The sequence below is a fragment of the Alishewanella jeotgali KCTC 22429 genome (assembly GCF_000245735.1).
Taxonomy (GTDB): domain Bacteria; phylum Pseudomonadota; class Gammaproteobacteria; order Enterobacterales; family Alteromonadaceae; genus Alishewanella; species Alishewanella jeotgali.
The window spans coordinates 21,103-47,662 of the sequence record NZ_AHTH01000039.1 but is presented as its reverse complement, the minus strand read 5'-3'; the positions used below and the strand labels follow the sequence as shown (position 1 = coordinate 47,662).

The following is a 26,560-nucleotide window of genomic DNA, read 5'->3' as shown; positions in this document are numbered from 1 at the left end:
CCTAGCTTAACAGCTGCGGCGCTGGCATTGCCCGGCGCCGCTGCTTATCCTGATACATCGCCACATCGGCTAGACTAAGCAGCAAATCCAGATCCTGGCTATCACCACTATGCCAGCTTACCGCTCCCAGACTGGGGCCATGATACAGTAGCTTAAAGTCACCCAGCGAAAATACCCCACTGCAACATTGCCGGATCCGATTAATAATCAGCTCACTTTGCTCGGTTGAAATCTCCGGTGCCTGACACAGCAACACAAACTCATCGCCTCCCTGACGGGCGACAAAATCCCCTTTGCGCAGAACCTGCTCTAAACGCTGGGCAATTTGCCGTAAGAACTCATCCCCGGTTTCATGACCAAACTGGTCGTTAATCAGCTTAAATTTATCCAAATCGACGAAGATCAGATAAAAACCCAGTTGTTGCCGGACACCTCTGGCGATCAGCCGTTCCAACTCTTCCAGTAGATAGCGACGGTTCGGTAAACCCGTTAAGGCATCATGCCGGGCGTGGTAAGTAAGTTGCTGGTTTGCATCCAGTAACATGCTGTGCTCATCCAATCGGGCGGCCAGCAGGGATAAAGAATTACTGATGCCGGAAAGAATTAATAATTGCTCAGAGCAGCCACTATCCGCCAGTTGTAAGGCCAGCAAACCGGCAACCGGCTGTTGCCCAACAAAGATATTAATCAGATAAGCCGGTGCATCTAACAGTTCAGGCGGGCGAAACTCCGGGTTGAGGGGAACAACATTGCGGCAACGATCCTCTGCGCTCAGCGTAGCAAGCCACTGCGCCAGCGCTTGCTGCAGTGCTTGTTGTGCCGGATCTAACAGCACTAACTGTTGCTGAGGCGTTTCAAAGGGCAGCAATTGCTGCCACTCTCCACTTCGCTGCATCACCTGGGCAACTTGCATCACCGCCAGGCTAAGGGATTGTGCAGCAACGCAAATTTCGCTAACGGCAGCCAGCAGGCGTAATTTACCAAGCTCGCGCTCAGCAGCACTGGCCCGGGCCAAAGCGGCGTGCTGTAACTTATCGCGGGTCCATTGCACACTCACCAGTTCGGCACACAGTTGCAGCACCTGCAACACGTCATCCGGGTTGTCCAGCTGAACCTGCTTCGAACTGGCACCACATAGGGTTCCGCAAACCTCGCCGCGGGTATCCAGTACCGGCACGCTGAGGTAAGTTTGCAATCCTAATGCTTTGGCCGCAGCAGAGTCCGGCCAGGTGTTGGCGACATCACTGGTAAGAAAACGGCCACTTTGCAGCGCTCTTTTACAGAGTGTATCGTGCCAGGGCACCTCCAGACCTTCGGTCAGCTGTAGCTGACCCGCATTTAAAACATATTCAACACGCTGCATACCAGCATCAACATTAATACTGGTCAGGTAGGTCGACTCCAGGCCAGTTAACTGCTGAATAAGCCGTAATATCGGCCGGGTTAACTCTTCAACGGTATTAGCGCTGGCAACAAAGCCGGCTAACTGCTTTAACTGTGCGTCCATTGACACCCCATGTCGCTACTAATCGGGTTAGTTATTAGTGTAGTAGAGCGCCACGCCCTTGTAATAACTTAAATCAAACCGCCCAAATAGACATATTTTAACTGGGTATAGTCATCGAGCCCGTAACGCGAGCCCTCACGGCCATAACCCGATTGTTTGATACCGCCAAAAGGCGCGGCAGCATTAGAAATAATGCCTTCGTTCACACCCAGCATGCCAACTTGCAATGCCTGCGCCAGCCGGAATACCTGACCCAGCTGTTGGCTATAGATATAGCCGGCCAGACCATAATCGCTGGCATTAGCTAAGGCTAAGGCTTGCTGTTCAGTATTAAAGCTCGTGATGGCCAGCACCGGACCAAAAATCTCCTGCTGAAATAGCTGCATCTGCGGCGTAACGCCGGTTAGCAGTGTTGGTTCGAAAAACAAGGGGCCGGCCGGATGCGGCTTGCCACCATGCAGCAAGGTCGCGCCCTGGTCGAGGGCGTCATCCAGCAGCTGCTGTACCTTAGCCACGGCTTTGGCCTCGATTAAGGGTCCGATAGCGCTACCTGGCTCGGTACCCGCCGCCACTTTCAGGGTTTGCACCTTAGGTAACAGGATCTGCATAAACCGCTCGAGTACCGTCTCTTCAACCAATACCCTGTTGGCGCAAACACAGGTTTGGCCGGCATTACGAAACTTGGCGGCAATTAACCCCTCGGCGGCGGCTTCCAGATCGGCACTGGCAAACACGATAAACGGAGCATTACCACCCAGCTCCATACTGACCCGTTTTACGCCCTCTGCACATTGCTTTAACAAGGTTTTACCGACAGCAGTAGAGCCGGTAAAACTAAATTTATTAACCAGTGGGTGGGTGGTGAGCACCTCGCCCAGTTGCTGGGCGTTAGTGCCAACCAAGACATTAAAAATTCCGGCCGGTACGCCAGCCCGCTGCGCCAGCTCGGCGCAGGCTAATGCTGAGAGTGGCGTTTGTGCTGCTGGTTTTACCACAAAGCTGCAACCCGCAGCTAACGCCGCGGCCGCTTTGCGCATTAACATGGCATTGGGGAAATTCCAGGGGGTAATGGCCGTGACGACTCCCACGGCCTGCCGTAGCACCAGGATCTGTTTATCGGAGGCAGGCGCCGGAATAATATCGCCATAGAGCCGTTTCGCCTCTTCGGCAAACCAGCCCAGGTAAGAGGCGCCGTAACGAATTTCTGCCCGCGCCTCAGCCAGCGGTTTCCCCTGCTCTAACGTCAGCAATAATGCCAGATCGGCCTCATGCTGCAACAACAGTTGCTGCCATTCTATCAACACTGCGGCGCGTTCTGCCGCGGCCAGTGCGGCCCAGCCCGGTTGCGCAGCCGCCGCTGCCTCAACTGCCATAGTGGCATCAGCCAGGGTCGCTTCGTCAACCTGCGCCAACGTTTTACCATTTGCCGGGTTTACCACAGCAAAGCGATGGGGGCCTGCTGCTTGCCACTGGCCATTGATAAAAGAGCGGGTTTTAACTAACGCCGGATCGGTGAGAGCTAACATAGGCGGCACTCCTGCTTAGCAAGGGAATTGCCGCTATTAAAACATGCTCTTAAGACAGATAAAACCTAACTTTGTTATCAGGTTAGCGTTTATATTGGGTAGGACAATAAGCGCGGGTAATCTCCGGGCTGCGCAACTTCAGATGCTTGGTTTTGCGGCCACTGACTCTGGCGCGCCATAGCCGGAAACTACTCGCCTTTAACTCCGCACGCATAAAACGGATCAGCGCACTCTCATTCAGGCCATATAGGTTTTCAATCGCTTCAAAGGGGGTACGATCTTCCCACGCCATTTCGATAATGCGCGAGCGCTGCTCATCATTAAAGGTCATTGGCATCCTCCATTACCGCATAACGCTGATATAGCTCCAACGGTGCAAACTCCAGCGCCCGTTGATGACACGCAGACAATTTTAACAGTGGTGCCACCCCAGCCTGCTCGGCGGCTAACCAGCGCAGTGCGCACAAACACCAGAAGTCACCAGGTACTAACCCCGGAAAATCCCACTCTGGTCTGGGTGTGCTTAAATCATTGCCTTGGCTCAGCGTAAAAGCTAAAAATTCAGCGGTCACCTGAGCGCACAGCACATGGCTGCCCAAATCGGCCTGATTAGTACGGCAAAAGCCATCGCGAAAAAAACCGGTGCGCGGTGCAAAGCAGCACGCTGCAAGCTCTTGTCCAAAAATATTGAATGCCATCATCGTTAGTCAAAAAACCATAATGGTGATTAAACGTATAAACTGAGCTAACCGATTGCCTGGCAGGAAAATTTTTATGCGTTTTTATTGGCTGTTATTGTTATTACTCGCGGGCTGTACCAGTGTGCCGGAAAAGGTGACGCCGGTCAGCCCTTTTGAGTTGGAGCGCTATCTGGGTACCTGGCATGAAATCGCCCGCCTCGATCACCGTTTTGAACGCGGCCTAACTCAGGTAACGGCCGAATATAGCCTGCGCCAGGACGGCGGTGTGACAGTGCTAAACCGTGGCTTTGATGCCGCTAATCAACGTTGGAAAAGTGCAACCGGCAAAGCCTACTTTGTTGCTGACAGCAATACCGGTCGCTTAAAGGTATCATTCTTTGGGCCTTTTTACGGCGGCTATAATATTGCCAAGTTGGATCCAGATTACCAGATAGCCCTGGTGGTCGGTCCGAATCTCGATTACGCCTGGCTTTTGGCCCGCAAGCTGCAGTTATCCGCTGCAGAATGTGCGCCCTATCTGGCCGAAGCCGAACGCATTGGCATTGCCCTTGATCAGCTGATCTGGCTGGCGCCTTGTCGCTAGCGCAAAAAAACGCCGGCACTGCGCTTTGCATATGCCGGCGTATTGTTACTGTAAAAATGAAATTAAGCTTTCGCCGGGATCCGCTCTAAAACCGCCAGCAGCAACTGCCAGTACTGACCGACAGTTTCGATATTGACCATCTCATCCGGACCATGTGGGTAGCGGATAGTTGGACCAATCGACACCATATCCATCTCTGGGTACGGTTTTTTAAACAAACCGCATTCCAAACCGGCATGGATCACCATAATCACCGGCTCTTTGTTATAGATTGCCTGATAGGTATCTTTAACAATCGCCATCACCGGCGAAGCTGGATCGGGCTTCCAACCCGGATAAGCACCACTGAACTTCACCGCAACACCAGTCAGGGCCGCTAATGATGCCAGGGTGCTCTCAACCTGCTCGCGGCCGGAGTCAATCAGCGAACGGATTAAACAAACCACCTGGACGGTATCGCCGGTGGTGGTAACGACCCCCAGGTTTAATGACGTTTCTACCACACCGGCAATATCGTCGCTCATCCGCACAACGCCGTTCGGGCAGGCATTAAGCAGGTGTAAAACCTTATGCTGGCTGGCATTATTCATCACCTGGGCCGGTAAAATGGTCTCAGCGACCGCAAACTTAATCGCCGGCTCTACCGCTGATAGCTCCTGACGGATCAGGGTTTCAAAGGCTGCCACCGCATTTTCCAGTAAGACTTTTTTATCTGCTGCAACGGTAATGGTCACGCCGGCCTCGCGCGGAATCGCATTACGCAATGAACCACCGCTGATTTCACTGACTTTCAGATCCAGTGCTGCCGCCTGCTCAACCAGAAAACGCGCCAGTAATTTATTCGCATTGCCGCGGCCTAAATGAATATTCACCCCGGAGTGGCCTCCTTTTAAACCACTCAGATTTAAGCGATAAGCCTGATGCCCAGCCGGTACCGGTTGCCATTGCATGGGGATACTAAACTCGGCATCGACACCGCCGGCGCAGCCCATATAGATTTCGCCTTCCTGCTCCGAGTCGGTATTAATCAGGATCTCGGCGTCCAGCAGGCCGGCTTCAAGGCCAAAAGCACCGGTCATACCGGCTTCTTCGTCGATCGTTAACAGCACTTCCAACGGACCATGTTTAATGTCGTCACTACCTAAAATCGCCAGCGCCGACGCCATACCAATACCGTTATCTGCACCCAGCGTGGTACCCCGGGCAGTAACCCATTCGCCATCGACATAGGCATCAATAGGATCTTTAGTAAAGTCGTGTACCTTATCGGCATTTTTTTGCGGCACCATATCCAGATGCGCCTGGATCACCACGGTTTTACGGTTTTCCATCCCCGCTGTGGCCGGCTTTTTAATGATCAGGTTGCCAACCTTGTCTTCCACGACGGTTAAACCTTTATCGCGGGCCCAGGCCTGAATATGCCGGCTAAGCGCCTGCTCGTGTTTGGACGGATGTGGAATAGCACAGATTTGGGCGAACCATTGCCATAGCGGCTGCGGGTATAAACTGGAAATCGCGGTCACAACAACTCCTGATGTAGGGGCAGAGAAATTATCGTGATTTTATCACAACCTGTATCGCAGGCGCATAAGCCACCGGCTAATCGCCCGCGGGCTGCGATTAATAACGTAAAGCGGGATAGACAGTCGTCAGCTATTTCTTACAACTGACGGCTTTAACCCACTAGCATCCAGACAGCGACGCCAAACATCAGGCAGGCGCCAATGCGGTTTAAATACTGTAGCCGGTTGGTTTTCGTCAAAAACAGCGCCAGCGCCTTGCCGCCACTGGCATATAGCAGCATGGAGCCAAATTCCAGCAGCAAAATAATGGCCACCAACACCAGTAATTGCGGCCAAAACGCCAGCTTACTATCGATAAAGGGCGGTAATAACGCCATATGAAAGGCCCAGCCTTTGGGGTTAGACACGGCGGTAATAAAGCCCTGACTAAACAAGGTTCGCCGCGGTAGCAACACCGACGCTGTGCCCAGCTGCGGCACCGCCAGTTTGCCTTTGGCACGCCACATTTGGATGCCAACATAAGTTAGATAGGCGGCACCAAGCAGTTTAAACCACTGAAACAGGTCCGGAAACTTCAGCATCAGAGCGGCTACGCCCAATACCGCCGCCATGGCAACTAAACCCACGCCCAGCATCTCGCCCCACATCATCCAGAAGGTACGACGCACGCCCTGACTCATCCCCAAGGTCATGGCCAGCGTCATACACATGCCTGGCGTCACAGAAACAAATAAAAAGGTGGGAATAAAAGCGCCCAATAATGTCAGATTAACCATAAGTACCCCGGTAGACTCACCGCTTATTCTGGCGACTTCTACTTATTGCAGCAATAGCTAAACTAACTTTTAGATTATCCTGGTCAACCGCACGCCTCCTTTTGCAGTTAAAACAGCGCCAGAAAAGCAAAATCTAACCGGCAAGCGTCATCCAGCCCCAGACTGGCGCCCGCTTCCTGATCGCTGTTATGCTAGCGCTACTTTGACTGATGCAGATTGAAATCCCTGATGAAAATAGTGGTAAGAAGTTTATTAAAAGGCCTGGCGATTGTACTGCCGTTAATTATTACTATCGAGCTGCTGCGCTGGCTGCTGACCACGATCGAAAGTGCACTCGCTCCAGTGGTGCAACTGCTGATCCCGGCCACCTGGTATCTGCCTGGCACGGCAATACTGTGTTTTGTCATCGCCTGTGCGGTAATTGGTTTTAGCTCGCGCTGGGCAGGTGTGAACTGGCTCTGGCAGTTGCCGGGCAAAGTATTAATGAAACTGCCGGGCAGCAAACAAATTTACGGCATGCTGCAAGATTTAATTGATGTGATGGCCGGCAAAAACTTTAGTGATGGCTCGGTAGTGATGGTGAAACTGCCCTCATCTGAGATTGAACTGATTGGCATTGTTACCAAACAAGGCGGCCAGGCAGAAGACCGGATGTCGTCACTGATGCAGGAAGAACAACTGGCGGTGTTTATCCCGATGGCCTATAACGTCGGCGGCTACACCATTATAGTGCCACGCAGTTGCACCCGCAGCCTTGATATGAAGCCCGCCGAAGCCCTGCAACTGGTGCTTAGCGGTGGCTTGGGTAGCAGTAAAGCGCCGGGGAAATCATAAGCGCCGCTATCTAAGCCTGCCCCCGGCGTCGCTTGCTGTTATTCGAGATCCAGATTTAAAGTGCGCAGCTCTTTTAACGTCTGCGACTGCAACATCTCTAAGGTTTTATGGTGCGGCTCTGGCCGTTGCGTTTGCGCATCTACCCGCACAAAAACGATATCATCGGCAAAGCAGATGGTCTTTTTGGTGGCCTTGTTACGCACCAGACAGCTTACCGTAATAGAGGTTCGGCCCACCGCTTTGGTGGCCAAACCAAACTCGACCACATCACCCAGCTTGGCCGGGCTTTCAAAACTGATGGCGCCCATATGCTTGGTCACCAGGCTATTGGTTTCTAACTGACAAATGGCGTAAATCGCCGCTTCCTCGTCTATCCATTCTAATGCCCTGCCACCAAAGAGGGCATTGGCATAATTTAAATCACCTTGCATCACCAACCGACGGCTTAAAAAACGCATCTTCTCACCTGTAACATCATTGTTTGAACCTTAAGTATATCCCTGTTGGCGTATTGCACCAATCAGCCAATCCCCTGAAAATCAGATTAATAATTTTTCTTCGCTGACTACTGTTTTCAGTTTGCACAAGGCTTTATGATCGCAGCCCTATTATTGCCGTGCGCGATCACCTTCGATGCAAAATATCCTGCTGTATCTGATTACCGTCCTGATTTGGGGTTCGACCTGGTTTGCCATTGAGTTTCAGCTGGGCGAAGTGGCCATTGAAGTCTCGTTGTTGTATCGCTTTGCGCTGGCTGCGGCACTGATGTGGCTGTACTGCTGGTATCGCAAGCTGGATATGCGTTTTTCGCTGCGCCAGCATGGCTTTATTCTGCTGTTAGCCAGCCTGAATTTTGCGCTGAATTTCCTGTTTATCTATCAGGCGCAGCAGTATCTGACCTCTGCCATGACGGCGATTGCCTTTACAACGATGTTGCTGATGAACATTATTAACACCCGGCTGTTTTTCGGCAAACCGGTGGCCAAACGTATCTATTTTGGCGCTCTGCTCGGCATTGCCGGTATTGTCGTATTGTTCTGGCCGGATTTGGACGGTATCGATTTCACCAACACCAGTTTACTCGGCTTAATCCTGATCTTATCCGGCGCTCTGTCAGCGTCCTTTGGCAATATGGTCAGTGTGCGCAATTCGCGGGAGCAAATGCCGATTATGCAGGTCAATGCCTGGGGTATGCTGTATGGCAGCCTGGTGCTGCTGGCCGCCGCACTAATCAAGGGCCACAGCTTTACTTTTAGTACTGAGCCGGCCTATCTGCTGTCGCTGGTCTACCTGGCGGTATTTGGTTCGGTGATTGCTTTTGCCAGTTACTTTGCGCTACTAAAACAAATTGGTCCGGAAAAAGCCAGCTACACCATAGTACTGTTCCCGTTAGTAGCAGTGGTGCTAAGTACCCTGTTTGAAGATTTTCACTGGACCAGTTACACCTTTAGCGGCTTTGCGCTGGTGCTGCTGGGGAATGCCATAGTACTAACGCCTTTTGATCGCATTCGGGCCCTGCTTAACCGTGAGCAGCCAAAGCTAGCCAACTGAGGTGCGTAGCAGAGTTAAGTCGCTATGAAACCTATCGAGGTACCAGCGTAAAAACGATAGCAGCGTGGCTAGAACGCCTGTCGCTCCCGTAAAAATCGGGCAAAGCGCGGTATACCATTGCTGGTGTAACCATTATAACGATAAGTAATTTCGCTACCGATGGCCGGCGGTGTTTGCCGCAAGGCATCGGTTAAGCCGCTGCCAATAGCAAACTCCAGCCCTTCAGGTGTTCTGACAATAAGCGCCCCTACCATGCCCTGATATTTCCCCCTACCAGGCCGATAGCCAATCACTGTCGCTTCGGCATCCTGATAGGTTTTAAGTTTAAGCAAATCTGCGCTGCGGCCGGTTTTATAGTGCGCATCCTGATGATGCAGCATTAAACCCTCAGCGCCAGCCTGCTCCAGCTGTGCCAACGTTGCCAGTAAGGTTGCTCTGTCCGCAACGCGAAACTGCGGTACTAGCTGCAGATAAGGGCTATTTTGCTGCTGTACCAGCAGCTGCATCATCCTGATCCGTTCAGTGAAAGTCCCCTCTGCCTGCGGCAGTTCAAAAATATAATAGGCTAACTGCTGCCACTCACTATTTACTGGCTGCTGCTTGCTCACCGTACTTAAGATTTGTGCAAACTGCTGCCTGGCGAGCCACAGCTCACCATCGAGCGGCCGTGGTGGAAAGTCTGCGGTAAACCAGGCTGGCGCCTGAATAATATTGCCACCACGGGAAATCAGCTGTTTGCCATCCCAGTAAGCCCGCACACCATCCAGCTTTTCACTGACCCAATACTGCCTGACATCAATATTATCCTGATAATCCTGTGCCAACAGCAGATCAGGCTTTGTCACAGCCAAGAGTGGAAAACTACCGAGCACCAGCAAAAAAATTAACATTTTAAACATTATTTTGCTTCCTTTATGCAAAATAATGAGTGTAGCCGCTGAGCGCCTGAGCGCAACTTAGCTGGATACTGGCTAGACTGAAAACGGTGACAAAAGGCTAACGCGGGTTAATCCAGTACCGGTTTTAGATAGCCTGCGCCCAGTTGCCGCATCTGTTGTTCAACCCAACTGACGCGTTGCTGTAGGTAGGGTGTTAACTGATTCGGATCGCGCCGACGCGGGCTTGGCAACAGCACTGCTAATCTGGCAGCCTGATTGCGGCTTAATTGGCTGGCTGATTTACCAAAGTAATACTGACTGGCCGCTTCCACACCATAAATACCGGGTCCGAATTCGGCGATATTCAGGTATACCTCCAGAATACGCTTTTTGCCCCAAAGCCCTTCCAGACTTAGCGCTAAAGCTGCCTCCAACCCTTTTCGCAGCAAACTGCGGCCAGGCCATAACAACAGGTTTTTTGCGGTTTGCTGGGTGATGGTACTGGCGCCACGCAAACCGCCGCCATCGTCAAAGCGCTCCAACGCATTACGGATTTCATTGATATCGACACCAAAGTGCTGCGGGAAGCGCTGATCTTCTGACGCCACCAGCGCCAGCGGTACATGTGGCGGCAATTGTGCTATGTTGATCCACTGCTGCTGCACCGGATACGGGCTTTGCAGCATAAAGGCTGTGGTAGGCGGCGGCACAAAACGTAAGATCAGAAGTAAAATTAAGACCAACGCTAACAATAGCAGTGCCAGCTGCAAGGTACGCCAACATAGCAACCCCAGCCAACCGAATACACCGCGCTTCTGCTCTGTCATCTTGCCTCTTTAGTCACTTGCAACCGTCAATTGTTAGTACCCGTTTGCTCATTCGGCGGCGAGTCGATGATAAGCTCCCGATGCACACATACCGCAACATTTTTCGGCCGGATAGGCTTACCTCGCCCTTCCAGATGGGCACGGGTAAAGGCCGCGCCAAACAACAAAATCATCGAAGAATAATTCACCCATAGCAGTAATAATGCCAAAGAACCGGCAGCGCCGTAAGCCGAGGCTGTCGCGGTATAGGCCAGATAAACAGAGATAAAAGAACGACCGATAGTAAATAACAAGGCGGTAATAAAGGCCCCTAATAGCACGTCACGCCAGGCCAGCAGTACGTCGGGCAAAATTTTAAACATGGCGGCAAATAGCAAGGTGATCACCAGTAAGGATAGGCCCCATTCCATACCCACCATCGCCCAGCCTGGCACGGGCAACCATTCCTCCGCAAACGCCATTACACTGCGTAGTGCCACCGACAGCAGTAATGACACCATCATAATAAAACCAATTGCCAGAATAATGGTTAACGATAACAAGCGGCTTTTCAGCAGCGCCCAAAGATTGTTACGCTTTGGCCGCGGTGCTACACCCCAGATCTGATTCAGAGATTGCTGCATCTGTGCAAACACTGTGGTAGCACCAATAATGGTGGCAACAATACCGACTAACGCCGGGATAAAGCCACTTTGATCAATTTGCGAATTAACCACGGCAGTCTGTATCACTCCAGCCGCTTCTGACCCTAAAGTTTCTTCGAGCTGGGTAAATAACTCCCCTTGCACCGCCCGCTCACCAATAACCAGCCCGACCAGTGCCACCACGACCACTAAAATAGGCGCAATCGAAAACACCGTAAAAAATGCCAGCGCGGCAGCATAAATAAAGGCCTGGCTATCAAGCCAATGCCGAAAGGCTGCCGCCAGAATACTCAGCCAGTGCCGCACTGTGTTGGGAAGTTTATTGAAGATATTACTCAGCATGCCCGATATTACCTTTGCCGCGACGCGCGCTTTATTTCTGTTTGTATCAGTGGTCTATGATAGCAAGAAAGTGTCAGCACAAAAGTCAGTTTAGCCATTACCATGGAGGTTATCGCTAAGCTTGCCTGTTAAGACACTAAATCACAATCACTTACGTCAAGCCTAGTGCCCCAGAGCTGACCATTTGCCCTACTCTAGAGCAAGGGTTACACTGCGTTTATCAGCTAACCATCTGCAACGCGGGGCCCGGTTTGAATTTCTTACCAATACTGCAGTTACTACAACAACGGTTGCCAAATTTAATGGCAGTTTACGCCTTTGGCAGCCAGGTAACAGGCACCGCCGATAAAAACAGTGACTTAGATTTAGCTGTGCTGGTAGCAGGCTATGCTGATGTGATTGAACTGTGGGATATTAGCAGTGACCTGGCTGAGCTGGCGAACTGCGAAGTCGATCTACTCGACTTTCGCGCCGCCACTACCGTTATGCAGTATCAAATCCTCACCACCGGTAAATGCCTGTACGCTATCGACAGCAGCGTCGGTATATACGAAGCCATGGTGTTATCACAAATGACGGCACTAAACGAGGCCCGCGCTGGTTTATTGCAGGATATCAGAGAACAGGGAGCAGTGTATGGCCGTAACTAAGCTACCGGATGATGTATTACTGAATAAAGCTGCGACTATCGAGCGCTGTGTTAAGCGAGCACGGGATGAATATCAGCAAGATCCGGTTGCTCAGCAAAGATGAGGCTTTTACATCCTCACCATAAGACCTGTTGACCTAAACCAACTGGCGACGGGCATTAATCAGCTTTAGCAGCTCCGCCGTGGCCGTGGCATCTGCCAGGGCGCGGTGGTGGTTATTAAGTTTAATCTCAAACTCCTCGCATAACTTACCCAGGCTATAGGATTGCAGTCCCGGGTAATAGCGGCGCATATTCACTACCGTGCAGAGCTGCGGCATATCGAATGTGATATCACAGCGGGCAAACTCGCTACGGATAAAGCCGTAATCGAACTTAGCGTTATGGGCAACAAAGACTGCGCCTCGTAAAAACTCGGCAAGCTTGTCGGCAATATCAGCAAAGGTAGGCGCATCGGCCACCATGGCGTTGCTGATACCGGTTAAACGGCTGATAAAAGACGGGATAGTGCGGCCAGGATTAAGCAGGGTGCTAAAGGTGTCTAACACCTCGCCAGCCTGGACTTTTACCGCGCCAATTTCAATCACCCTGTCGGTGCCAGCTTTGCCGCCGGTAGTTTCGACATCCAGCACCACATAGAGCCGATTGGGGTCGACTATCCACTGCAGTTTTTCAATCCGGGCGTTAAAACCGGCGTTATTCAGGGCTAGCAGCCGGGCGAGCTGATGGCGCTGAATTTTATCGCCGGGCGCTTTAACTTCGATAAACTGCAGCTGCTGATCTTTAATCAGCAATAAATCCGGGTAGCCACTGCTATGGCGGTTAAAGTCCTGCGCCATGGCACGGAGTATTGGCGCAAGAGCACTCTCAGCCGGTTCGCCGCTTTTGTCATTTTCACCATTTTTCTGATGGCTGCGCGGCGCGTATTGCAGCAAAGGTAATAGCTGTTCAGCGAGATCGCTATGCCAGTAAAAAAGGCTATTGGCTTTGCCATAATGCGCGGTTAACGCGCTTAGCAGGATGGTTGCGGCATTAGGCGCGGCTAGCAGTGTTAATTTATGCTCGATGGTTGTTTGAAATTGCTCATAAAAGCCACCCGCACTTAAATTACGTGGCCGCCGCTCGAACGGGTTATGCAGCGCACTGTCCTGATGTTCGAATAACTCATGCCAGAACCAGAGGCCAAACAACGCCAGCCACAGGTTATTTTCACTATGAAACGCCCGATAACCGAGCGCCTGATAATGCGCAATCAGCCCGGCTTCTGCTTTCCCCAGATAGAGCTCGTCTACGCCAATTTGCGGGGCGGCGTGCAGCAGCTGCGTCAGCTGCGAGCGGCGCTGACTCTGGCTACCGGCAGTAAACTTACGCTGATAAAAATCTTCAGCAAATAGCCATTCTTCATCACAGCTGGGATCTTCTAACAGTTGTTGCAGGTGCTGTTGGCACTGAATAGTATCACCTTGCTGCCAGTACAGCCGCACCAGACGCTCGCTGGCCGGAAAGCCATTGCTTTGATGGTAAAAGGCCTGCGCCAATGGTAGCAGTTTCTGCTGCTCAGCCAATTTGCCAAGCTGATAGCAGCGTTCGCTGCGTTTGGTCACGAGCTCCGGAGTAGTGCCAGACGGCCACTGCTGTACTTGCTCCAGCCATGGACTTAACAGCGATTCGGCATCAGCCGGCTGTTGTTTTAGCTGTTTACTTAAATCGGCCAGTGCCCGTTTGGCTTGCGCTAATTGAAAGGCCAGCTCAGCGGTCGCCAGCTCGGTAAAGCGCGGGCTAAATTGCTGCTTAAACTGACCGGTTTGCCGGATCCCGAGATCGCGCAGGGTAAACAGTGAAAGGTTAGGCTCGACCCGTCCAAAATAAAGAAAATACAGATAATTAAGCGCATCCAACCGTTGCAATGCCACATACTGTTGCGGCAACTGTGCGATCAAACCCAGCCAATCGACCGGCAACGTCAAGGCCGCGCGCAGCAGCTCGGGCTTGCTGTGGCTTTTTTTTGCATTTAAGGGGGATGTCAACTGCGGCGCGGCCAGTTGTAACAACTGCCACAGCGTCGCTTTAGTGAGCCGCAGCCAAAAATCAGGGAGTTCGGCTGCACTAAGCATTGCGATAAAACCAGCCTGTTGTAGCTCTGCTAATAGCGGCGCTACCGGGCCAATTTCGGCATAGTACAGCTCACTGTCGGCAAACACCCGGCCTTTGCGGTTAAGCATCCGCACCAGCAGCTGTTGCGCTGGCATGCTGAGTTGTTCGAAATCGGCAAGCCAGGTGCTGGCAGAGGGGGTTAGACAAGGGCCATAATGCGTTTTTACAAACTGCAGCAACTCCTGAAAGTGCTGCAGATAGTAACGGGCATCTAGCTCTGGTCTAACCGTCATAGGCTTAGCTAATCACCGTACTAATCAGATAACCGGTATAACCGATAAAGACCAGCAGCAACAGCGCGCCTTCCAGCCGGTTGATCCGCCCTTGCTTTTTATAGCCATAGCCCATCACAAACAGCGCTGCGGTTAGCACGGCCATTAGCGTCCAATCACGGGTCAGGACTACCGCTTCCACCGCCATAGGCTCAATCGCCGCCGCGATACCGACCACGGCCAGCGTATTAAACAGGTTGGAGCCAATTACGTTACCCAGCGCAATATCATGCTCGCCCTTTTTAATCGCAATCAGCGACGAGGCCAGTTCTGGTAAAGACGTACCAACTGCGACCACTGTTAAGCCGATTATCAGATCACTGACGCCCAGGCTTTGTGCGATAAACACCGCGCCGTACACCAGTAACCGCGAGGCCAGGATCAGTAACGTCAGGCCAACCAGCAGCCAGATAATGGCCTGCTTTAGCGTCATTTGCTCGGCACTGGCCAGCTCGTCGCCCATTTCCACTGCCATCGCATCCTGGGGATTACGCATGCCCTGCCATACCGACCAGCCCATTAACACAAAAAATACCGCCAGCAAGCACCAGGCATCAAAGCTGCTAAGTTGATGATCGAACAACTGCCAACCGGCGAACAGGGTAATTAACATTAAAATGGGCAGTTCTTTACGCAGCACCTGAGAATGCACAGCGATAGGACTTAACAGCGCTACCAAACCGAGGATCAGCGCAATATTGGTAATATTGGAGCCGTAGGCATTACCCAGTGCCAGTGCCGGATTACCATCAGCCGCAGCCATGGCAGAGACCACCATTTCCGGTGCTGAGGTACCAAAACCGACAATCAACATACCGATTAACAGCGGCGGCATACCGGCATACTTTGCTGTCGCCGCAGCACCATCGACAAATTTATCTGCGCTCCAGACTAACAGCGCCAAACCCGAAATCAGAGCTAACACGGCCCACAACATAGCTTACTTCTCCTGAAGGTGAACTGCGTTTAGTGTAGCATGGCGCCAAAATGGCTAATAGCTGGCCAGCACAGCTTTTTTTGCAGCCCTAACCGCGAGCTGCTAAGCTGCTTAAAAAGCCCGAAGGAGCTGAGGTATCCCCAGAAATTTTGTAGTTATAATAAAAATTTAGGTGATTAGGGAACATTCATGGCGGTTCCCGATCTGATCATTCGCCAAAAATCCCACACCGCGGATGCTCGCCATGAATGTTAAAACTATGCTCGCTGATTTCCTCCGATTTGTCACCCCAAAAACCATGCATAAAGCCAGATTTTCTGTCTTGTTAGATGCGGTTACTGCTCTTGCTAAAGACGCTCGTTGCACCGTTACAGCAATTGGTCGCGCTATGCCAGGGCCCTCAGACAAAATCAGCATCAAGCGAGCCGACAGATTACTCAATAATGCCAATCTGCAACGAGAGCTACCATTGATTTATGCCGCGTTGACTGCTTCTGTTGTAACCCCCCATTCCCATCCAACGATTTTAGTCGATTGGAGTAATGCGGATACCGCCAAGCGTCACTTTATTTTACGAGCGAGTATTGCTGCGGACGGCAGAGCATTAACGTTGTTGCAAAAAATCGCTGCTGAAGAAGAGTACACCAGCCCCCGTTTGCATCAGGCATTCTTAGAACAACTTAAAGCTATGTTACCAGAAGGCTGCAAGCCAATTATCGTGACAGACGCCGGATTTAAAGTGCCTTGGTTAAAACAAGTACGCGAATTCGGCTGGCATTATGTCGCCAGAGTCAGAGGGAATGTGAAGCTGAAAGTGGCAGAGCAGGAAGAGTTTATCACTGTTAACCAATTTTATCGTAAGGCCAAAGCCAAGCCCAAGCATGTCGGCAACATCTTACTCACCCAATCTCAGAGCTATGAAACACAAGCTGTTTTGGTTGGAAAAGGTTACAAGTTATTGAAAAGAGATAAAAACAGGCAATACAAAGAGCCTTGGCTATTAGTTTCCTCTTTACCAGAAAGTCATGGATATGCCGAGAAAATTGCCAAATGCTATAGCTGCCGAATGCAGATAGAAGAAAGCTTCCGGGATCAAAAAAGTCACCGTTACGGGTTAGGTAGCGATCTACATGGTACTCGCAAGAAATCACGCTTGGAGATCTTACTGCTCTTGGCAGCCCTGGCTAACTGGTTTCATTACCTGCTTGGCAGTGCGGGTGAGAAGGCTGGCTTACAACGACGTTATCAGGCTAATACCGTTAAGCATAGACGAGTGCTCGCTCTTTGTTCCCTTGGGATACTGCTCTGTAAAGAGCAAAAGCTTAATATAAGTAGGCGATATTATCAGCAAGGGCTAAAGCAAATTTTGCAGTGGATAGCTCAGTGGTGCTGGACACCGGACGATCTGATAGAGTGTGGATAATATGGGGGAGCAATTTGTGGGGATCCCTCAGCCGAAGGAGAGGTTGATGGCGTTAATTGGTATCTTAGCAGTGTTATTTTTGGTGCTGTTTTTACTACTGCCCTTACTGGAAAAATATGGTAGCAAGGGTGAGCAAGCCGAACAGGACTATCGTAAATATGGCCGCTGGATCTTGCCACTGGTCGCTATTTTGTTACTGGCGCAATTAATTAAGATGCTGCTTGGTTAGGGCACTAAATAATTTAAAAAATAATAGTTTAAAAATTCAACACCAGCATACTTTTAGACTATTTGATGCTGTAGTGCTAATTATTGCCAGCTCAGTGGATTTAAGCGATAAAATCGGCTAAGTAACTGATATAAAGCCGGATGTTCGGTATTAAGCTCAGCCGGCTTTTCAAAGAATACTTCAGTCAAGACCGCAAAAAACTCCGCCGGGTTGGTGGCACCATAGGGATCAAGCAATACAGGTAACCCCAGCGCCAGCCGCTGCTGCAAGTCGTCATACGCTTGCTGCATTACGCTTGACCACTGCTGATAATCACTACTACGACTTAGCACCGGCGCGCCCTGGGTCGGCCCCTGCTCCTGATCCAGTTGATGGGCAAACTCATGGATCACCACATTATGGCCATCGTGCGGATCGGCAGCACCCGAGAGCGTGTCCTGCCAACTTAGAATGACCTTGCCCTGGCCCCAGGACTCACCGCTGAGCACCCGTTGTTCCTGCCGCACCAAGCCCGCAGCATCGGTTTGTGCTGTGTCAACAATAAAAGCAGAGGGGTAGATCAGAATACTGCGTAATGCCGGGTAATAGTGATTTGGGCGGTTAAGTAATAGCAGGCAGGCCTGAGCGGCGATGGTCACCCGCATTTCATCGGTTACCGTCAGGCCATCGCAACCAATAAAGGCTTTTTCGGCGATAAAAATCTGCATATGCTTTTTTAACTGCAATTGCAGATCGGCTGGTAAGGCGCGGAAATAAGGCATCCGCTGTTTCAGAATTTTACGCCAGGCTTCAGGAAAGGGCCTGGCAGCAATGCGCTGGCGCTGCCAACGCCGGTAATAAGGTTGCCCCAGCACTAAACCAATAATCAACAGCGTCAGTACAGCTAAAATAAGTAGCGGCAAAAGGGTGCTCCGGCACGATCAGTCGAACTCTTTCAGTGGGGTAAAGTCTGATAAAATTCAAGCTGTGTCAGGTTGTGTGCACGCCCTATGCAGAGGAGTTTCGCCTTGTTTAATTTTCTGAAAAACCTGCTGGAAAAAGCCGCTGAAGGCTTACCCGGTGCAGCCGCCAGCCATCAACCCTGGCAGGCAGCCGGCCTCAGTGAGCCACAATTTATGGCAGTGGTGCTGTTGCTGCAGCTAAGCCATGCCGATTTCGACAGTACCGAGCAGGAACAACAACTGGTCCTGCATTATATTGAACGGGAATATGCGCTGGCCAGGCCACAAGCACAGCAGGTATTGGCGCAGGCCAATCAGCTGGCCGCTGATGCCACCTGTTTGCATGCCTATACGTCGAAGTTGAAAGTATTAACAGAGCCAGAGCGGCTGGCGTTATTGAACCAGCTATGGCAACTGGCCTGGGCCGATGGCAGTGTCGACCCGAATGAAGAAATGATGCTGCGCAAGGTAGCGGATTTACTCTTTATCCGACACAGCGACTTTATCAAAGCCAAACTGGCCAACCAACCAGCTGAAGGCTAACGCGGCTCAGATTCGTCTTTACGCAGCACCTCACCTTCGATCACTGTGCCTTGTTGCTGCCGCTGCCCGGCGTAAGGATTGGCGCCATCTTGCTGGGCTTGCTGATAACGAGCCGCCTGCTCACGGAATTGCCGCATCCGTTGCCGGTGCCGGAATAGCAAAATCGGGATCAGGATCCAACTGAGCAGCAATGCAAACAGCAGAAAGACCGCACCCACCAGCAACATCACGCCCAATACCAGCCATGCCAGTAGGCGCTGCAAAAAACTGCCCTGGCTACGTAGCTGAAACTGCCGTTGCCACGCCGAAGCTTGTTGGCGAAAAGAAGGATCGATCATAGGTTTCCTTTAAAGTTGCCGCCGGTAGCAACCTCAGCTACCGGCAGGCATTATAGCCATTTTGGCTGAGTTTAGGCTGAATAGTTCATCAATCAGCCTTGTTACTGAGCGCCCAGCGCATAATATCTCCCCAGCTTGGCTCCTTGCCATACATCTGCATGCCACGTAAAAATATCCGGCCTGCTACCCGGCGCAGCCAGTACAGGGTGGCAAGCAACAGCATTAACGACAGCAACGGCTGCCACCAGGGCAATTCAACCAGCGCCATCCTGACCGGCATCGCCGCAAAGGAGGTGAGCGGCAGCCAACTTAATAACGTCATGGCCCAGCCGGTGGGGCTATCGATCACCAAATAAGTAAATAACAGCGGTAGCCAGGTGATCATCATCACCGCGCCCTTACCACTGGTATTGGGATCGTCAATCGAGGCAGCAATAGCGGCCATAAAGGTCGCACACAACACTACGCCAAGCAGGGCAAAGGGCAGTAACCAGGCTAAGACCCCAAGATTCAGCCAGTCCAGCTGCAGCGGTTTATTGGCAAACACCAGTACCGCCACCAGAAAACCCAGTAACATCATCAGCGTGGTGGTAAACATGGCTTTTAACGCACTCAGGCTATGACCCAGTACCTTGCCATCGATCCATTGCTGCGGTGTTACTATGGCAAATAACTGCTCTGTTACCCGATGCTGCTTTTCGCCGGTAATGCTCATTAACAGTTGACCAAAGGCAGTGGTAAGCCCCATCAACAGCATAAACAGCACCGCCAGGGCGATCAGTTTTTCCGGCCGATCTTTTCCCTTATAGTTGTCATCGAGGTAACGCATTTCAAGGCTGACAGGCTGCTGTAATGCCGCCAACTGCTCTGCCGACCAACCCTGCGCGGCGGCATACTGCTGCCGGTAGTGCTCCAGCAGCACGCTTTGTAACTGCTGTTGCCACTTTTTACCGGCCTTGGTATGGATCAGCACCTGCTCATCGCCTGGCTCCAGCACCGCATGCCAGGTTTCGTCCTGCTGCAGCTGTCGCAACTGCTCTTCCAGGCTGACCGTCGGCTGCTGAAACTGAAACTGGGCGCTACTTTCCAGACTAAAGCCGGCCGGTACTGCGATCCGATATTGCTGGCGGCCTTCATCCACAAAGTAACTCCAGGCAAAAATCGCTCCCATTACCCCCAACATCAGCAAATACGAGATCAGCTGTTGCTTCCATTTAAAAAACCGTAAAAATTCCCATTTGGCGACGACCAGACTTTGCCGCGAAATCATACTGCTTGCTCCTGTTGCTGATGTTGGGTCATCGCATTCAGATATAACTGATGCAAGTCCGGATTTTGCATTGAGATATTTTTCAACGCACAGTAAGGCAGCAGCTGCTGTAAACAGGCCGACAGCTGTTGGGTTTCATTAAGTCGCACCAACAGCCGCTGCGGTGTCTGTAGCAGCCAGCTGTATCCGGCTAGCCAGCGGTCGAGCTGCTCACTGCTAATCGGCTGCTCGGTTTCAATCACGACTTCCGGTTGTGGCTGAGCCTGGCTGCGGATCTGCGCCAGAGTACCGGCCAGTACTGCCTGCCCTTTCGCCATCAACAGCATATGATCTGCCAGTTTTTCCACCATCGCCATCTGATGGGCGCTTAAAATCACTGTCATGCCATCGGCACGCAGTTGTTGTAAAAACTGCACCACTTTTTCCTGATTCAGCGGATCCAGACCAGAAAAAGGCTCATCCAGAATCACCAGTGCCGGACGGTGGATCACCGCAGCAATCAGCTGAACTTTTTGCTGATTGCCCTTGGACAACTGCTTTAAATCCTCTTTCCGCCGATCCGTTAATTCAAAAACATTGAGCCAATGTGTCAGTTGCTGCTCGGTTTCTGCGGCAGATAAACCATGCAACTGCGCCAGAAAGCGCAGATTTTTTTCGACACTCTTGTCAGCATAAAGTCCACGGTCTTCCGGCAAGTAGCCGAGATAACGGCGGGGCACATGGTCAAATTCGCCCCCATCATGCTGTACCAGAATATGGCCGGCATCGGGACGGGTCATACCGACCAGCATCCGGATAATCGATGACTTACCGGCGCCATTGGGTCCGAGCAGCGCAAAAATCTCGCCTGGCTGGATCTGGAAACTAACACCGCGCACTGCCTGTACTGTGGCATAGTGTTTTTCAATCTGTGTCACTGTAATTTGCATTGTTACTTAATCCTTTGCTGCACTCGCCCCACTTTACCATTATGGCCTGTTGAACTTAACCGCTTTTCTTAGCATAAATGTAACAAAAAGTATGTTTATGCAGCAGTTAAACCGGCTGTTCGACGATAGTCTTAGTAATATCAGCTGCATTAGCCCCTTAGCTATGCTAAAACAGCTTTTTCTGAAACGGCGCCAGGAACTCTAAAGCCTATGCGTTACCAAATCGTATTTGCCGATGCCGCTACTCTGGGCGATGCCGATTTATCGGCTTTGCACCTTGCTAACTGTCAGCTTCAGGTCTATGCCCACAGCAGTGCCGACGAACTGCCGGCACGGCTGCAAGATGCCGACATTGCTATCGTCAATAAATGCAGCCTAGATGCGGCGCTGCTTGCCAAACTGCCACGCCTGAAAGCCATCATGGTAGCGGCAACAGGTATGGATAATATTGATCTACAGGCGACCAGAGCAGCAGGAATTCAGGTGTTTAATGTTACCGATTATGCCGGCACGGCCGTGCCGCAACATGTCTTTGCCTTGCTGCTGGCACTGAGTAATCAGCTTTTCAGTTACAGCGCAGCGGTACAACGTGGCGACTGGAGTCGTAGCCAGAGTTTCTGTTTGCTGGATTATCCCATCTTTGAACTGGCCGGCAAAACCATGGTGATTGTCGGCTATGGTGTCTTGGGTCAGGCAACGGCTGCCTTAGCCAGGGCCTTTGGTATGAAGGTATTGATCGCCGAGCGGCCCGATGCGACTCTTATCCGTGACGGGCGAACTGCCTTTAATGCGGCGCTGGCACAGGCCGATGTGGTGTCCTTACACTGTCCGCTAACTGAACAAACCCGGCATCTGCTTAATCAGCAAAGTCTAGCATTATTAAAAACCGGCGCTATTATCATTAACACCGCACGGGGAGGCCTGATTGAACCAGAAGCCTTATTGCACGCGCTGCATTCCGGACAGGTAAGCGCTGCCGCGCTGGACGTGTTGAGTATTGAACCTCCGCCCGCATCAGATTTGCTGGTAAACAGTAAGTTGCCTAACCTGTTGCTTACGCCGCATATCGGCTGGGCGAGTCGGGAAGCAAGAGCACGCATGGTAGAGAAGCTGGTTTATAATATCCATACTTTTATTAGCAGCAAAACGGACCGCTGACAGCATAAGTCGGTAATTCAGGAAAGATTACCGCAATACAATAAGAGCAAATTATGCGTTTTGTGATCGTATTTCTTTTAGTTGGTTCTTTTAGTCAGCTGCTATTTGCAGCAAGTTTAACAGAACGTTTGCGTGAAGCCGCCAGCAGTGAGGCGCAAGCAGAACAACTTATCAACACCCTTCAGGCCAGAAGTAATCCTCCGCTAAGTAGCGAGGATTACCTGGTACTGTCTGAAAGCTATCAAACGTTAAACAATCGAGATGCGGCCCTGGATGCTGCTAACAAGGCAGAACGCTTTGCCGAAACGCCTTATCTCAAGGCGCTAAGTTTGTTTCACAAAGCGCAAATCCATGGCATCTACTTTCAAAATGCAGAAATGGCATTACAGCAGCTGGAAGCCGCAGAGCAGCTGTTGACCGGCACAGAAGAAGCTGCGTCGTTGTTGCTGTTAAGTGATGTGTTGAGCAGCTTTGCTTCAGCCTATAATTTGCTGGGTCAGCTGTCTCAGGCGCTGTTTCATGCCGACCGCAGCTTACAACTCGCAAAACGGCTGAATCATCCGGCTCGCGAGTTAAATGCATTAATTATTAGTGGTCGCCTGGCACTACAAAATAACCAATATCAGCAAGCTTTTCATTATTTACAACAAGGTCTGGCCGTGGCAACGACCTTGCAAGACACCGAGAATCTGGCTTCAATCCATTTCCGGCTTGGTATGGCCTATCGGAAATTGGATTTACATCCGGAAGCAATGGAGCATTTTCAACAGGCCGCGGAGCGTTATCGAGAGCTCAACAGGCATTCAAATTATGCGTACGCACTGATTTATCTGGCGGAAACCTATTTAGAACAGCCAGAGCAAATTGATAAAGCGGAAAGCTTATTGCAGGAAGCGAAAAGGATTGCCGAGCAACAACAACACGTATTGCGCACTGCTATGGTCAATTATAGCTTAGGGCGAGTTGCACTGTTACGTAACGAACTGGCTCAGGCAGAGGATAACTACAAATTAGCCTTACAGCAATTTAGACAAATTAACTCCGCCACCTATATTCAGGAAAGTATGCTGGCGCTGGTTCGTTTGTACTTCCAGCAACAGCGATATCAGGACGCAGCTCAGTTTTTGAATGAGGTTGCGCCAACCATTGATGATGCAGCAACCTATCTGCAATTACGCTATCATACCAGCGCAGCCTTGCTTGCCGCGGCAACTGGCGATTGGCAAGCGGCCTATCATTTTCAACAACGTGTTACTGACTTGAATCAGCAGGAATTGAGCAGTCAACTCCAGGAGCACATGTCTCAGCTTAAGTCCGGGTTACAGGAAAGCGCTGAAGAGAAGCAATTACAACGTTATAGCGCCGAATTGCAGCAGCAGTTAGCACAAGCGCAATCCCGGCAACTGATGTTGCAGCTACTACTGGTTGGTCTGATCTTTACTGCCTTTGTCATTTGGCAGCTGTACCGCCGCCAACTGCCGGTCGCCGCGGTGCAAACTGTAGACATTGTACCGCGCCATTGGAGCCAATTTCAGGATAAGGTCAAACATCATTCACAACGTAAGCCCATTACCATGCTGATCCTGGTACCGCGTTTCCGGGCGCAATTACAGCGCCAGTTTGGGAAAAAGGTGGTAGCAGAGCTGCTACAGCAGGTGTTAGCAGAAATGCAACTTCCTGAACTGGTTGCCGGTTACAATGGTAGTGAAATGCTTTGGCTTGCCACAGACGACAAGGCTCAGGCGGCCACGCTATTGCAACAAGCGAGTCAGTTACTGCAACAAAAGCTGTCTGCACTGGGGGCAGAACCTGCCGTGCTTGGCGTTGAGTTGGCGGTAGAAGAGCTGCTAGGCGAGAATTGGTCAAAAGAAGAGTTAGCCGCCCTGGCTGAGCTGGTTTGGTTCGGTTGGCACCTTGCAGAACGTGACGCCCCTTCGGTTAATCAATGGCATTTAGCGGTGCATGCCACTCATCCCAGACCCGTTGAGTGGCAAATTGACGATCTGCGCAGCGATTTATTGAATGCCTGCAAACTCGGGGAGTTACAGTTTGTGCTCAATGCGCGCGAGCTGACTATAACTCTGACTTGATACCGTAACGTAAAGCGTCGGGTAATTGATAAGCTTGCTCCCGACGTTTTACTGGACAGAAAAAGCGTAACGAAATAGCTTGCAAGGCAAGACCGGCAGCAGTTTTATTGCCCTTGCCGTACTGAGGGTCTCCCATTACTGGATGACCAACCCCGGCAAAATGACGGCGAATTTGATGTTTACGCCCGGTAATTAACTCAACATCCAGTTCAGTTGTATCCGTAGTCGGGTCATAGCTGAGTAACCGGAATCGACTCTCACACGCCTTGCCATCCAGTGCTTGCCTGATGCTACCCTGGCGCTGCAGCTCTTCGCTAAGTTGCCCTTTCACCCGAATCCAATAGTGTTTGGTAATTCGGCGTTCAACCATCAATTTACTTAAGGCTGCGGTAGCTTTCTTGGTATGTCCAAGCATCACTAAACCGCTAGCTTCACGATCCAAGCGGTGTAACAGAAACACCTGTCGTGGTGGTTGACTATGCTGCTCTGCATAGCGCAGTAAGCTTAGATGGTCACCCCACTCATTCCCCTGAGCTAACATCCCCGCCGGTTTAAACCAAATACTATAATCCATCTCATCAAATAGCAGTTCAGCAGCCGGGCACGAGCGTTGCAATAACTCGTCATCATAGCTAATTGACAATTGGTCACCGGACTTAAGCATATATTGCGCGCGACGCAAACGCTTTACAGGCTTAGTGAGTAGCTGCACAGCGCCCTTGTTCATCGCGTCTTTTAAGCGCGCCTTAGGTAAGTCGGGTAGTTGCATTGACAACAAGTCGATTGCACTTACCGGACCGGCTGCAGTGAGATGACGGCTGATTTTCATGTTACTCCAACAGCAGCCAGGTTGCTGCTCAGACTCAGGGTTTCAAGCGCGTGATCTTATCAAACATTTCCTCCCAACCACTAGGAATATGCCTTACGCCTCCCTGATTCCGCGTTAAGCGTTCAATGTGCATGCTTAATCGCTTTAACGGCTGCAGTATTTTTTGTCTTAAACGGTAGAAAAATACCATTACCATTAGAGACAGCACCAACAGGTAACCAAACCAATAATGAAAAAAACTCTGCACCCCCAGGCTCAATATGCCCCGACGCTGTTCAAGCATAACTAACGACAGTGAATGTCGGCCAACACGTTGTAACTGTAATAATTGCTCATCCAGTTGTGGCGTTATGGCTAAGGTTGAGCCGAGCAATTTGCCTTCGTCATCTAATAAAATAAACTCGGCCTCAGGTATCATTTTCTGGAGGGGCTGAAATAGCAAATTCATATCAATAACGAACAGCAGACGGGCTTTTTGCGTGGTATTGAGCGACAGCCAACGACTAAACAACAGTTTATTATTCTCGGCTTTACTGAACTGCAATGGTTCCTTTAGCTGGTTCCAATTAGCTTCAAGCGCACTATGATAAGCATGTAACTGTGATAATCCCTGCTGTGGTAATAAATAGATAAAATCCTGCTCAGACACATAGAACAAGCTTTCAATCCAGGGATATAACAAGCGCATCGCCATTAGACTACTCTGCTGCGCCTGCAAGAAGCGCAACTCTGCGGCTGTTTGCGGTTTGTCTTGCAACAAGGCCGCAGGAGAAAGTAACTGACCATCCACTTTATACAGATTAAAACTCAAATCAGTTTGATTACTCAAATTTACTCTGGCTTGCTGCTGCCACCAGTCAGCGATGGTATTCAACACACTTAGCTGCTGATCAAGCTGGATTGCACTTTGCTCTAATTGCCGACTCTGTCTTGCCAGGCGTTGGTCGATAGTCAGTAAAAAATGGCTAAACGCCGCCGTAAAAGATAAAGCGACGGTTAAAGCCATTGCCAGTCGTAAGCTACGGCGGAATTCGCCTAATGCAGGGTTAAGCATGGGCAATCCTTGCAGCAAGATAAGATTATGACAATCTAGTATTTTTTGGAGA

The 26,560-nt window shown here is 50.9% G+C and carries 27 protein-coding genes; 9 read left to right on the top strand and 18 right to left on the bottom strand.

Annotated features, from left to right (window positions below):
* Nucleotide 1: 1 nt before the first annotated feature.
* From AJE_RS11815 to AJE_RS11800, 4 genes are all read right to left on the bottom strand, one after another.
* Nucleotides 2-1,507, bottom strand: coding sequence for a sensor domain-containing diguanylate cyclase (locus AJE_RS11815; RefSeq protein ID WP_008951043.1), 1,506 nt, complete (start codon nucleotides 1,505-1,507; stop codon nucleotides 2-4).
* Between the two features lie 68 nt (nucleotides 1,508-1,575).
* Nucleotides 1,576-3,033, bottom strand: a complete 1,458-nt coding sequence (locus tag AJE_RS11810) for an NAD-dependent succinate-semialdehyde dehydrogenase (RefSeq protein ID WP_008951042.1) — start codon at nucleotides 3,031-3,033, stop codon at nucleotides 1,576-1,578.
* 82 nt (nucleotides 3,034-3,115) lie between these two features.
* Nucleotides 3,116-3,364, bottom strand: coding sequence for a TIGR03643 family protein (locus tag AJE_RS11805; RefSeq protein WP_008951041.1), 249 nt, complete (start codon nucleotides 3,362-3,364; stop codon nucleotides 3,116-3,118).
* Nucleotides 3,354-3,734, bottom strand: a complete 381-nt coding sequence (locus AJE_RS11800) for a DUF2237 family protein (protein WP_008951040.1) — start codon at nucleotides 3,732-3,734, stop codon at nucleotides 3,354-3,356. Before AJE_RS11800 ends, AJE_RS11805 begins: the two co-directional genes overlap by 11 nt.
* Before the next feature lie 73 nt (nucleotides 3,735-3,807).
* Here AJE_RS11800 and AJE_RS11795 point away from each other — a divergent pair, with 73 nt between their 5' ends.
* Nucleotides 3,808-4,317: a lipocalin family protein gene (locus AJE_RS11795; RefSeq protein WP_008951039.1), complete on the top strand. Its 510-nt coding sequence runs from the start codon at nucleotides 3,808-3,810 to the stop codon at nucleotides 4,315-4,317.
* 62 nt (nucleotides 4,318-4,379) lie between these two features.
* On the opposite strand, the gene AJE_RS11790 is transcribed toward AJE_RS11795, so the two are convergent.
* A complete protein-coding gene (locus tag AJE_RS11790; protein WP_008951038.1) occupies nucleotides 4,380-5,840 on the bottom strand; it encodes an aminoacyl-histidine dipeptidase in 1,461 nt (486 codons plus the stop codon).
* Nucleotides 5,841-5,992: 152 nt separating this feature from the next.
* On the bottom strand, nucleotides 5,993-6,616 hold the full coding sequence (locus AJE_RS11785; protein WP_008951037.1) for a LysE family translocator: 624 nt from the start codon (nucleotides 6,614-6,616) through the stop codon (nucleotides 5,993-5,995).
* Nucleotides 6,617-6,844: 228 nt separating this feature from the next.
* On the opposite strand from AJE_RS11785, the gene AJE_RS11780 reads away from it, so the two are divergent.
* Entirely contained in the window at nucleotides 6,845-7,450 is a 606-nt protein-coding gene (locus tag AJE_RS11780) for a DUF502 domain-containing protein (RefSeq protein WP_008951036.1), read from the top strand.
* A gap of 38 nt (nucleotides 7,451-7,488) precedes the next feature.
* Here the strand turns inward: AJE_RS11780 and AJE_RS11775 are convergent, their stop codons facing one another.
* The gene (locus AJE_RS11775; RefSeq protein WP_008609222.1) at nucleotides 7,489-7,908 is read right to left on the bottom strand and encodes an acyl-CoA thioesterase; all 420 of its coding nucleotides are present in this window, start codon (nucleotides 7,906-7,908) and stop codon (nucleotides 7,489-7,491) included.
* Nucleotides 7,909-8,083: 175 nt separating this feature from the next.
* Here AJE_RS11775 and AJE_RS11770 point away from each other — a divergent pair, with 175 nt between their 5' ends.
* Nucleotides 8,084-9,001 carry a DMT family transporter gene (locus AJE_RS11770; protein ID WP_008609228.1) on the top strand — a complete coding sequence of 306 codons (918 nt, stop codon included), beginning with the start codon at nucleotides 8,084-8,086 and terminating at the stop codon, nucleotides 8,999-9,001.
* Nucleotides 9,002-9,069: 68 nt separating this feature from the next.
* On the opposite strand, the gene AJE_RS11765 is transcribed toward AJE_RS11770, so the two are convergent.
* The 3 genes from AJE_RS11765 to AJE_RS11755 form a co-directional block, all read right to left on the bottom strand.
* Complete coding sequence (locus AJE_RS11765; RefSeq protein ID WP_008951035.1) at nucleotides 9,070-9,900, bottom strand: DNA ligase; 831 nt, start codon at nucleotides 9,898-9,900, stop codon at nucleotides 9,070-9,072.
* Nucleotides 9,901-10,007: 107 nt separating this feature from the next.
* Complete coding sequence (gene mtgA / locus AJE_RS11760; RefSeq protein WP_008951034.1) at nucleotides 10,008-10,706, bottom strand: monofunctional biosynthetic peptidoglycan transglycosylase; 699 nt, start codon at nucleotides 10,704-10,706, stop codon at nucleotides 10,008-10,010.
* Between the two features lie 26 nt (nucleotides 10,707-10,732).
* Nucleotides 10,733-11,692 (bottom strand): YihY/virulence factor BrkB family protein, encoded by a 960-nt coding sequence (locus AJE_RS11755; RefSeq protein WP_008951033.1) that lies wholly within the window; start codon nucleotides 11,690-11,692, stop codon nucleotides 10,733-10,735.
* 251 nt (nucleotides 11,693-11,943) lie between these two features.
* On the opposite strand from AJE_RS11755, the gene mntA reads away from it, so the two are divergent.
* Nucleotides 11,944-12,342 (top strand): type VII toxin-antitoxin system MntA family adenylyltransferase antitoxin, encoded by a 399-nt coding sequence (gene mntA, locus AJE_RS11750; RefSeq protein ID WP_008951032.1) that lies wholly within the window; start codon nucleotides 11,944-11,946, stop codon nucleotides 12,340-12,342.
* 136 nt (nucleotides 12,343-12,478) lie between these two features.
* On the opposite strand, the gene AJE_RS11745 is transcribed toward mntA, so the two are convergent.
* Together AJE_RS11745 and AJE_RS11740 are read right to left on the bottom strand one after the other, a co-directional pair.
* Nucleotides 12,479-14,728: an exonuclease domain-containing protein gene (locus tag AJE_RS11745; RefSeq protein ID WP_008951030.1), complete on the bottom strand. Its 2,250-nt coding sequence runs from the start codon at nucleotides 14,726-14,728 to the stop codon at nucleotides 12,479-12,481.
* Between the two features lie 4 nt (nucleotides 14,729-14,732).
* The gene (locus AJE_RS11740) at nucleotides 14,733-15,704 is read right to left on the bottom strand and encodes a calcium/sodium antiporter (protein WP_008609236.1); all 972 of its coding nucleotides are present in this window, start codon (nucleotides 15,702-15,704) and stop codon (nucleotides 14,733-14,735) included.
* A 235-nt stretch (nucleotides 15,705-15,939) separates the two neighbouring features.
* Between AJE_RS11740 and AJE_RS11735 the strand changes: the two genes are divergently transcribed.
* Together AJE_RS11735 and AJE_RS11730 are read left to right on the top strand one after the other, a co-directional pair.
* Nucleotides 15,940-17,127 (top strand): IS4 family transposase, encoded by a 1,188-nt coding sequence (locus AJE_RS11735; protein ID WP_083216315.1) that lies wholly within the window; start codon nucleotides 15,940-15,942, stop codon nucleotides 17,125-17,127.
* 46 nt (nucleotides 17,128-17,173) lie between these two features.
* Complete coding sequence (locus tag AJE_RS11730) at nucleotides 17,174-17,356, top strand: hypothetical protein (RefSeq protein WP_008609237.1); 183 nt, start codon at nucleotides 17,174-17,176, stop codon at nucleotides 17,354-17,356.
* A gap of 80 nt (nucleotides 17,357-17,436) precedes the next feature.
* Here the strand turns inward: AJE_RS11730 and AJE_RS11725 are convergent, their stop codons facing one another.
* Nucleotides 17,437-18,258 carry a M90 family metallopeptidase gene (locus AJE_RS11725; RefSeq protein WP_008609239.1) on the bottom strand — a complete coding sequence of 274 codons (822 nt, stop codon included), beginning with the start codon at nucleotides 18,256-18,258 and terminating at the stop codon, nucleotides 17,437-17,439.
* Between the two features lie 105 nt (nucleotides 18,259-18,363).
* Between AJE_RS11725 and AJE_RS11720 the strand changes: the two genes are divergently transcribed.
* A complete protein-coding gene (locus AJE_RS11720; RefSeq protein ID WP_008609240.1) occupies nucleotides 18,364-18,840 on the top strand; it encodes a tellurite resistance TerB family protein in 477 nt (158 codons plus the stop codon).
* Here AJE_RS11720 and AJE_RS11715 read toward each other — a convergent pair.
* The 3 genes from AJE_RS11715 to AJE_RS11705 all read right to left on the bottom strand — a co-directional run bounded on the left by AJE_RS11715 (nucleotide 18,837) and on the right by AJE_RS11705 (nucleotide 21,377).
* The gene (locus AJE_RS11715) at nucleotides 18,837-19,178 is read right to left on the bottom strand and encodes a hypothetical protein (protein ID WP_008609241.1); all 342 of its coding nucleotides are present in this window, start codon (nucleotides 19,176-19,178) and stop codon (nucleotides 18,837-18,839) included. The two genes, AJE_RS11720 and AJE_RS11715, sit on opposite strands and share 4 nt — an antisense overlap.
* A gap of 88 nt (nucleotides 19,179-19,266) precedes the next feature.
* On the bottom strand, nucleotides 19,267-20,448 hold the full coding sequence (locus AJE_RS11710; RefSeq protein WP_008609242.1) for an ABC transporter permease: 1,182 nt from the start codon (nucleotides 20,446-20,448) through the stop codon (nucleotides 19,267-19,269).
* Nucleotides 20,445-21,377, bottom strand: coding sequence for an ABC transporter ATP-binding protein (locus tag AJE_RS11705; RefSeq protein ID WP_008609243.1), 933 nt, complete (start codon nucleotides 21,375-21,377; stop codon nucleotides 20,445-20,447). The genes AJE_RS11710 and AJE_RS11705 overlap by 4 nt, the downstream gene beginning before the upstream one ends.
* 210 nt (nucleotides 21,378-21,587) lie before the next feature.
* Between AJE_RS11705 and AJE_RS11700 the strand changes: the two genes are divergently transcribed.
* The gene (locus AJE_RS11700; RefSeq protein WP_008951029.1) at nucleotides 21,588-22,535 is read left to right on the top strand and encodes a D-2-hydroxyacid dehydrogenase; all 948 of its coding nucleotides are present in this window, start codon (nucleotides 21,588-21,590) and stop codon (nucleotides 22,533-22,535) included.
* Between the two features lie 53 nt (nucleotides 22,536-22,588).
* Complete coding sequence (locus AJE_RS11695) at nucleotides 22,589-24,625, top strand: tetratricopeptide repeat protein (protein ID WP_008951028.1); 2,037 nt, start codon at nucleotides 22,589-22,591, stop codon at nucleotides 24,623-24,625.
* Here the strand turns inward: AJE_RS11695 and AJE_RS11690 are convergent.
* Nucleotides 24,609-25,454, bottom strand: coding sequence for an RluA family pseudouridine synthase (locus AJE_RS11690; protein ID WP_008951027.1), 846 nt, complete (start codon nucleotides 25,452-25,454; stop codon nucleotides 24,609-24,611). The genes AJE_RS11695 and AJE_RS11690 overlap by 17 nt on opposite strands.
* Before the next feature lie 34 nt (nucleotides 25,455-25,488).
* A complete protein-coding gene (locus AJE_RS11685; RefSeq protein WP_008951026.1) occupies nucleotides 25,489-26,508 on the bottom strand; it encodes a hypothetical protein in 1,020 nt (339 codons plus the stop codon).
* Nucleotides 26,509-26,560: the final 52 nt, after the last annotated feature.

Coding starts and splice junctions, on each gene's coding strand:
- AJE_RS11765 (WP_008951035.1), bottom strand. CDS start 9,900: ATGTTTAAAATGTTAATTTTTTTGCTGGTGCTCGGTAGTTTTCCACTC.
- AJE_RS11685 (WP_008951026.1), bottom strand. CDS start 26,508: ATGCTTAACCCTGCATTAGGCGAATTCCGCCGTAGCTTACGACTGGCA.
- AJE_RS11740 (WP_008609236.1), bottom strand. CDS start 15,704: ATGTTGTGGGCCGTGTTAGCTCTGATTTCGGGTTTGGCGCTGTTAGTC.
- AJE_RS11775 (WP_008609222.1), bottom strand. CDS start 7,908: ATGCGTTTTTTAAGCCGTCGGTTGGTGATGCAAGGTGATTTAAATTAT.
- AJE_RS11780 (WP_008951036.1), top strand. CDS start 6,845: ATGAAAATAGTGGTAAGAAGTTTATTAAAAGGCCTGGCGATTGTACTG.
- AJE_RS11695 (WP_008951028.1), top strand. CDS start 22,589: ATGCGTTTTGTGATCGTATTTCTTTTAGTTGGTTCTTTTAGTCAGCTG.
- AJE_RS11800 (WP_008951040.1), bottom strand. CDS start 3,734: ATGATGGCATTCAATATTTTTGGACAAGAGCTTGCAGCGTGCTGCTTT.
- mtgA (WP_008951034.1), bottom strand. CDS start 10,706: ATGACAGAGCAGAAGCGCGGTGTATTCGGTTGGCTGGGGTTGCTATGT.
- AJE_RS11785 (WP_008951037.1), bottom strand. CDS start 6,616: ATGGTTAATCTGACATTATTGGGCGCTTTTATTCCCACCTTTTTATTT.
- AJE_RS11700 (WP_008951029.1), top strand. CDS start 21,588: ATGCGTTACCAAATCGTATTTGCCGATGCCGCTACTCTGGGCGATGCC.
- AJE_RS11735 (WP_083216315.1), top strand. CDS start 15,940: ATGCTCGCCATGAATGTTAAAACTATGCTCGCTGATTTCCTCCGATTT.
- AJE_RS11715 (WP_008609241.1), bottom strand. CDS start 19,178: ATGATCGATCCTTCTTTTCGCCAACAAGCTTCGGCGTGGCAACGGCAG.
- AJE_RS11745 (WP_008951030.1), bottom strand. CDS start 14,728: ATGACGGTTAGACCAGAGCTAGATGCCCGTTACTATCTGCAGCACTTT.
- AJE_RS11795 (WP_008951039.1), top strand. CDS start 3,808: ATGCGTTTTTATTGGCTGTTATTGTTATTACTCGCGGGCTGTACCAGT.
- AJE_RS11690 (WP_008951027.1), bottom strand. CDS start 25,454: ATGAAAATCAGCCGTCATCTCACTGCAGCCGGTCCGGTAAGTGCAATC.
- AJE_RS11705 (WP_008609243.1), bottom strand. CDS start 21,377: ATGCAAATTACAGTGACACAGATTGAAAAACACTATGCCACAGTACAG.
- AJE_RS11810 (WP_008951042.1), bottom strand. CDS start 3,033: ATGTTAGCTCTCACCGATCCGGCGTTAGTTAAAACCCGCTCTTTTATC.
- AJE_RS11815 (WP_008951043.1), bottom strand. CDS start 1,507: ATGGACGCACAGTTAAAGCAGTTAGCCGGCTTTGTTGCCAGCGCTAAT.
- AJE_RS11770 (WP_008609228.1), top strand. CDS start 8,084: ATGCAAAATATCCTGCTGTATCTGATTACCGTCCTGATTTGGGGTTCG.
- AJE_RS11710 (WP_008609242.1), bottom strand. CDS start 20,448: ATGATTTCGCGGCAAAGTCTGGTCGTCGCCAAATGGGAATTTTTACGG.
- AJE_RS11755 (WP_008951033.1), bottom strand. CDS start 11,692: ATGCTGAGTAATATCTTCAATAAACTTCCCAACACAGTGCGGCACTGG.
- AJE_RS11730 (WP_008609237.1), top strand. CDS start 17,174: ATGGCGTTAATTGGTATCTTAGCAGTGTTATTTTTGGTGCTGTTTTTA.
- AJE_RS11805 (WP_008951041.1), bottom strand. CDS start 3,364: ATGACCTTTAATGATGAGCAGCGCTCGCGCATTATCGAAATGGCGTGG.